The following is a 6550-nucleotide window of genomic DNA, read 5'->3' as shown; positions in this document are numbered from 1 at the left end:
CAGCCGCGCCGCTTCGGCATGATCGACCGCAAGGCCATGGACGCGCGGGCCGCCGCGCCGCCGGCCCCCCGGGGGGGGGGGGGCGCACCGCGCCGGGCCGCCCCCGCGCCCGGGGGGCGGCTCGGCTCCCCGGCCGCCCGGGACCTGGCGTCCCGGCGGTCCAGCCAGTTGAGCACCGGGACCGTCATCACCGTGGTCACCAGGGCCACCAGGACCAGCGCCGCGAACAGCTCATCGCCGACGATCCCGGCCGACAGCCCGATGTTGAGGGCGATGAGCTGCATCAGCCCGCGCGCGTTCATCAGGGCGCCGACCCTGACCGCCACCGCACCCGGCTCCCCGCACAGCTTGGCGGCCGCCCAGCAACCGCCGAACTTGCCGACCGACGCGAGCACGACACAGGCCGCGCCGAAGGCCATCACGGCCGGGTCGGCGAACACGTCGAAGCGTGTGTTCAGACCCGAGTATGTGAAGAACATCGGCACGAAGATGACCTGGGTCGCCCCCTGGACGGTCCGCACCACCCGCTCGGACGCCTCGTGGCGCGGCATGGCCAGCCCGACGCAGAACGCCCCGAAGACCGCGTACAGCTGGATGATGTCGGTGAACCAGGCGCCGCAGAACAGCACCGCGACCGTGAACAGCAGCCGGGTCTCATCGCTCAGCCCCGGCCTGGTCATGATCCACGCCAGCAGACGCCGGCCCACCAGGAACAGGACGGCCACGAACACCAGCGAACCGCCCAGCGCCTTGACGATCGGACCCGTCTTCTCCGAGGCCACGCTCAGCACTCCGGCGAGCATGAGCCAGGCGGCCGCGTCGTCGGTGGCCCCCGAGGCGAGGGACAGCGAGCCGTGCCGGGTCCCGGAGATCCCCTGCTCGGTGATGATGCGCGCCAGCATCGGGAAGGCGGTGATGGCAAGGGCGACCCCGACGAAGGCCGCGGTCACCCAGATCGAGACCCCGTCGACGAAGAGGGGAACGTGGCCGTGGGCGGCGAAGGTCAGCCCCACGCCCAGCAGCAGCGGGACCACCACCCCGGCGGCGGAGACCGTCACCGCGGTTCCGGCCAGCCCCTTACCGGCATGGGCCCTGAATTCGTACCCCGCGTGGAACATCAGCGCCACCAGGCCGATCTGCCCGGCCACATAGAGCACCGGTCTGAGCTCCGGTGGGAAGACCGCGTCCGAGGCGCCCGGCGCCACCAGCCCGAAGAGCGACGGGCCGAGCAGCACACCGGCGATCATCTCCCCGACCACCGGCGGCTGGCCGAACCGGCCCGCCATCAGCACCACCAGCCGGCAGGTCAGCAGGATCACCACGGCCGCGATGAAGAAGGCGGGGGCGAGCTCTGTGGGAGTCATCGTCTCACCCTCCTCATCGGCTTACGGCGACGGCGGGTTCGGCGAGATCACCGGAGGCCGTGGCGAAGTAGTTCCGGCACAGTCCCTGGCGCTGGGCGTCCCACACCATGTAGCCGCCGAGCACCAGCTGGGTGAGGCTGCGCGGGATGGCCGCCCACCGGTCGCCCAGCCGCATCCCGGCGAGCCTCGCCGCCCGCCCGGCCGGTCTCCGGCCCGCCGTGGCCGGCCGGTCGGTGTGCGGGATCAGCAGACAGGGCCCGCGGCTGGGCAGCGACCGGGTGTGCTCGGCCGTGGACTCCAGCCGGAAGCGCCGGAGCATCTCCTCGGCCGCGACCCGCATGGTCAGCACGGCGAAACCACGGGCCGGGCAGGGCCGGTTGGCGGTCACCCCGAACGGGATGAAGGCCGAGGGCCGGGTGTCGGCGGACAGCCAGCGCCCGGGGTCGAACCGCTGTGGGCCGGTGGCTCCCGACCGCTGATACTCGGGGTAGTTGAACAGCAGGACCGAACCCGTGGGTATCGGAGGTCCGTCGCCCCGGGGGATCTCCCCGGTGGTGATGCGGTGGGCCACGCCGAACAGCGGGAAGTGCTGGAGCGTCTCGTTGATGACATGGTCCAGGTAGTCGGCGTCCTCCTCGCCGGAGAGCAGTCGGTCCTGGACGCTCTGGTGCGTGGCGAGTGCCAGCAGCAGATGGGCCATCGCCTCCGACGTCTGCACCACGGCGGTGTTGAAGAACGTGCCCTGGAGGTAGTACGCCTGCTCCCGTCGGTTGAGCAGCGACGGCAGCGGCACCGGCGGGGGATCGCTCGCCAGCCGTTCGCGCAGATACGCGGTGAGCCGGTTCCGCCGGTCCATATGGCGCAGGCTGGTGCACTTCAGGGCGCTGACCACGTCGTCGGCGTTGCCGACGATCAGGTCCCGGACATGACGTGGGCACGGTTCGCGGAAGACCACTTCGTAGTAGACCTCGGCCCACACCGGCATCATCAAGTCGCGCAGCCGCACCCGGTGTTCCCGGGTGCCGTATCCGCCGGTGTCCTGGTCGAGTTCATCGAGCACCCGCCGGGTGCAGCGGCCGACCAGTTCGCTCCACCGCTCCCGGGAGAGCCCGGCGAGGATCTGCCGGGTCGTCCTGGCCACCTCGTCGTACCGGGGGCCGGGTTCCAGATGCTCCTGGTGGACCTCGGGGCCGGGGGAGAGCCAGTACCAGAAGAGGTCGGACAGGGCGGCGCCGCGGCTGCGGCCGTTCGCGGCCGGATGCCCGTAGACCCGTTTGAACTCCTCGACGGGCACCTCACGGCCGGGTGCCGGAATCCCCTCCTCGCCGTTGACCCGCGCGAAGAGGCGCACCCGCAGGTCGATCACCAGCCGGGGCAGCCAGTACGGCAGGCTGGCCGTCAGCGCCACCGCCGCCGCACCGGTGGCCGCCCGTCCGAGGCGGCTCATGAGACCACTCCACCGGGCAGGGCGGCGGACGCGTCGGCGGGAGGCCACACCGGGGCGCGCACCAGATCCGGGGTGAGGTCCTGGACACCGGAGGCGCCGCACAGCGCGAGGGCCTGGTCGAGCTCCTCGCGCAGCAGCTCCAGCAGCCGCCGTACGCCCTTCTCGCCGCCCTCGGCCAGGGCCCACATCACCGGCCGGCCGATGCCCACGGCGGACGCGCCGAGCGCCAGCGCCTTGACCACATCGGTGCCCCGTCGCACCCCGCCGTCCAGCACGATCGGGATCCGTCCGGCCACCGCCGCGTGGATCTCGGGGAGGAGCTCGACCGTGGCGGGCACGGTGTCCAGCTGACGGCCCCCGTGGTTGGACAGCAGCAGCCCGTCCACGCCGTGGCGCACCGCCAGCCGGGCGTCCTCGGGGTGCAGAGCGCCCTTGAGCAGGATCGGCAGCGAGGTGATCCCGCGCAGCCAGTCGATATGGGTCCAGGTGATCTCCGCCGACATGGCGATCGGCCGCACCCGGCCGCCCTCGCGCGGATCGACCATGTGCTCGCAGCGCAGTCCGTCCGGCAGGTCGAGGAAGCCGTTGCGCACATCGCGCTCGTGCGCGCCGCGCACCGGGGAGTCCACGGTGACCACCAGCGCGGTGCACCCCGCGTCGGTGGCCCGCCGTACCAGGGACCGGGTGAACTCCAGGTCCGGCTGGAGGTAGAGCTGGAACCACAGGGGCGCCGGGTCGCCGTCCCCACCGGCGCCACGGGTGGCCTCCGCGATGTCCTCCACCGCCACCGTGGACGCCATGCTCACGATCATGATCGCGCCGGCGGCCGTGGCGGCTTGTGCGGTGGCCAACTCCCCTTCCTCGACGAGGAGTTTGTGGAATGCGGTCGGTGAGAGCAGGATCGGCGTCCGTGCGCGGCTGCCGAGCACGGTGATGTCCAGCGCCCGCTCGGTGTTGCCGCGCAGCACCCTGGGCAGCAGCCGCAGCCGCCGGAACGCCTCTTCATTGGCCCGTACGGTGATCTCGTCCCCGGCGCCACCGGCGATGAAGTCGGCGTGGACGGGGTCGAGTCTCGTCCGGGCGGCGGTTTCGAAGTCCTGGACGGTCATCAGCATGGCGCGGTGTCACCGCCCCGCGCCGGCGGGCTGCGCGTCCAGCTCACGCGCGAAGAACTCGACCAGCGGGGCGTGGTGGACCTTCGGGTGGTTCCACTCGTTCTCCAGGTTCTCGGCCATGTGGTGGGTGCCGAGGAGCTCACCGCCCCGGAAGTGGCGGATCACGGGATGCAGATAGGAGGCGTCGAAGGCTTCCCCGACCGAGTTCTGCGCCGCCCGGCGCACCGTGATGTCGAAGGGGTCGACCTTGTCGTGGTCGGGGCCGTACTCCAGGGTGACGACGAAGTAGTCGGCGCCCGCCGTCAGGGGGGATTCATGGGCGTAGGCGACCGGCACCTCCTCGTGGTAGCGGGCCTGGTCGCCGTCGGCCGTGACCAGCAGATCGCCGATCACACCGAACTGCTGCCACAGCGCGGAACTGCGGTTCACCCGCGCCACCACGGCGTCCGCCAGCGCGGCCGGATCGGTGGCCAGCGGCTGGGTCGGCCAGGCCCGGTCATGGTGGCGTTCGTCGAGAATGCGGCTCAACGCCCGTACGCCATAGCGGAATCCGTGGATAAAGCCATTGGTGGACTTCTTGAAGTCGCGCTGCTGGGTGAGGGTGCCGGCGAAGTACAGCCCGGGCACATTGACCGACTCGTATGCCGGGGTGAGGGCGGCGAAGCGGTCGTTGATGACCAGCTCGGGGCGGCATTCGGGGTCGAACGGCGAGGCGTCGAAGCGGAAGCCGGTGCACACGATGATCCGGTCGTAGGGGATCTCCTTCACGACCTCGTTCGCCCGGGAGAAGCTGAACCGCACCCGGTACCGGCCGCCGTCGCCCGGCTCCTTCTCGATTGAGAGCACATTGCCGTCGAGTATGGCGTTCTGCGATTTGAGCTGGTAGGTGTCGAGGAAGTTGTTGTTGACGGCACGCAGATGGCCCACATAGTGGCTCTTCCACGCCAGCCGCAGGCTGTGCGGTCCGGCCACATGGATGACGGCGGCCGTCTCGATGAGGTTGTCGGCCGTCTCCAGCGCGGAGTTGCCCTTGCCGAGGATCAATACGCGCTGGTCGGTGAAGTCCTCGGGGTCCACCGAGACATCGGAGTAGTCCTCGGCGGTCTCGATACCGGGCACATCGGGGATATAGGGTCGGCTCACCCCGGTGGCCATCACCAGCCGGCGGCCCCGGTGGTCGCCGCCGTGCTGATCGGTGACGGTGAAGCCGTCGTCGTCGCGGCGGATCCGCACCGCCCGGGTGTCAAAGGCGATGTCGAGGTCGAACGCCTCGGCGAAGTCGGCCAGATAACGCACGTAGTCGTCGGCGGCCGGGAAGTAGCGCTTGCTGTAACGCGTGAACAGCAGCTCCGGATCGGGGGACAGCAGGGAGTTCCAGTCCATCCGGAGGTTGAACTCGGGGTCGTCGATACCGGTGTGCACCTTGTTGCTGGAGATCAGCTGGCGGTGGCGGGGGAACTTTTGAAAGAAGGTGCCCGGTCTGTTTCCGGCTTCCAGGATCCGGTACGTATGGCCCGCCGTCGCCAGCAGGTGCCCGAGCTGGAGGCCGGCGGGGCCGGCACCGATGACAAGGTAGTCAAGAGCCTCGGAAGAGTGGAGAGATTGGTTGTGCACAGTGCCTTCCTTTCAAGAGCGCGATGCCGTGGGGAGCGCGATGACAGGGGAAAGCCGTGACAATTTTCCTTTAAGTCTCAATAACCACTCTAATGAGCCGCCGTCACCTTGAGCAACATCGAAAACAGGCCAGTGTGATGGGCCCGGCGTCGGATCAGACGGCCGACCAGCCGTTGTCCACGGGCAGGAGGACGCCGTTGACATTGCTCGCGGCGTCGGAGGCGAGGAAGAGGATGGCGGCGGCCTGCTCCTCGGCCGTGGCGATCCTGCCGACGCTCGAGGTATGGGCTCCGATGACGGCCGGGCCATGTTCTCCCGGTCGGGCGTCGACCCGCATGGCGGTGGCGGTGCCGCCGGGGGCGATCGCGTTGGCCCGGATCCCCTGCTCCCGGTACATCACCGCGAGGGACTTCACCAGGCCCACCACACCGTGCTTGGAGGCGGTGTAGGCGGCGCCGGCCGTACTGCCGCGCAGCGACGCCTCCGAGGCGGTGAAGACGATCGAGCCCCGGCCAGCCGCCAGCATGTGCGGCAGCGCGGCCCGGGTGAGCATGAACGGGGCCGTCAGATTGACCCGCAGCACCCGGTCCCATTCGGTGTCGTCGGTGTCCGCCACCGCCGAGAAGCGGTCCATGATGCCGGCGTTGTTCACCAGGACGTCCACACCGCCGAACGCCTCCACGGCCGTGGCGACGACCTCGTCCACCACCCGCTGGTCGCCGAGGTCGCCGACCGCCGCACGGGCCACCCCGCCCGCCGCCCCTATCGCCGCGACAACCTGTTCGGCGCCGTCCCGGTCGAGGTCCGCGACCAGCACCTTCGCCCCCTGGGCGGCGAACGTCAGGGCCGCGGCCCGGCCGATCCCCGATCCCGCTCCGGTGACGATGACGGCGCGATCCTGAAGACCGGTGCTGTTCACGGTTGTCTTCCCTTCTCCATGTCGTCCGAGATGGACGGGTCCGAGATCGATGTGTGCTGCGGACCGTGCGCACCCCACCCGGGGTGTGCAC

At 70.4% G+C, this 6550-nt stretch carries 5 protein-coding genes; all 5 read right to left on the bottom strand.

Annotation, left to right across the window (positions count from 1 at the left end):
• On the bottom strand, nt 1-1364 hold a 1364-nt coding region (locus ACFXB5_RS51750; protein ID WP_385222611.1), incomplete at its 3' end, for a cation:proton antiporter.
• A gap of 13 nt (nt 1365-1377) precedes the next feature.
• A complete protein-coding gene (locus ACFXB5_RS51745) occupies nt 1378-2811 on the bottom strand; it encodes a cytochrome P450 (protein ID WP_385222609.1) in 1434 nt (477 codons plus the stop codon).
• Entirely contained in the window at nt 2808-3926 is a 1119-nt protein-coding gene (locus tag ACFXB5_RS51740; RefSeq protein ID WP_385222606.1) for an alpha-hydroxy acid oxidase, read from the bottom strand. Before ACFXB5_RS51740 ends, ACFXB5_RS51745 begins: the two co-directional genes overlap by 4 nt.
• A gap of 9 nt (nt 3927-3935) precedes the next feature.
• Nucleotides 3936-5540, bottom strand: a complete 1605-nt coding sequence (locus ACFXB5_RS51735; protein ID WP_385222603.1) for an NAD(P)-binding domain-containing protein — start codon at nt 5538-5540, stop codon at nt 3936-3938.
• A 154-nt stretch (nt 5541-5694) separates the two neighbouring features.
• On the bottom strand, nt 5695-6459 hold the full coding sequence (locus tag ACFXB5_RS51730) for an SDR family NAD(P)-dependent oxidoreductase (protein WP_385222600.1): 765 nt from the start codon (nt 6457-6459) through the stop codon (nt 5695-5697).
• Nucleotides 6460-6550 lie beyond the last annotated feature (91 nt).

Source organism: Streptomyces sp. NPDC059455 (assembly GCF_042750115.1).
Lineage (GTDB): Bacteria > Actinomycetota > Actinomycetes > Streptomycetales > Streptomycetaceae > Streptomyces > Streptomyces endocoffeicus.
Note: the sequence above shows the minus strand (reverse complement) of the source record. Positions and strands in the feature narration are given on the sequence as shown.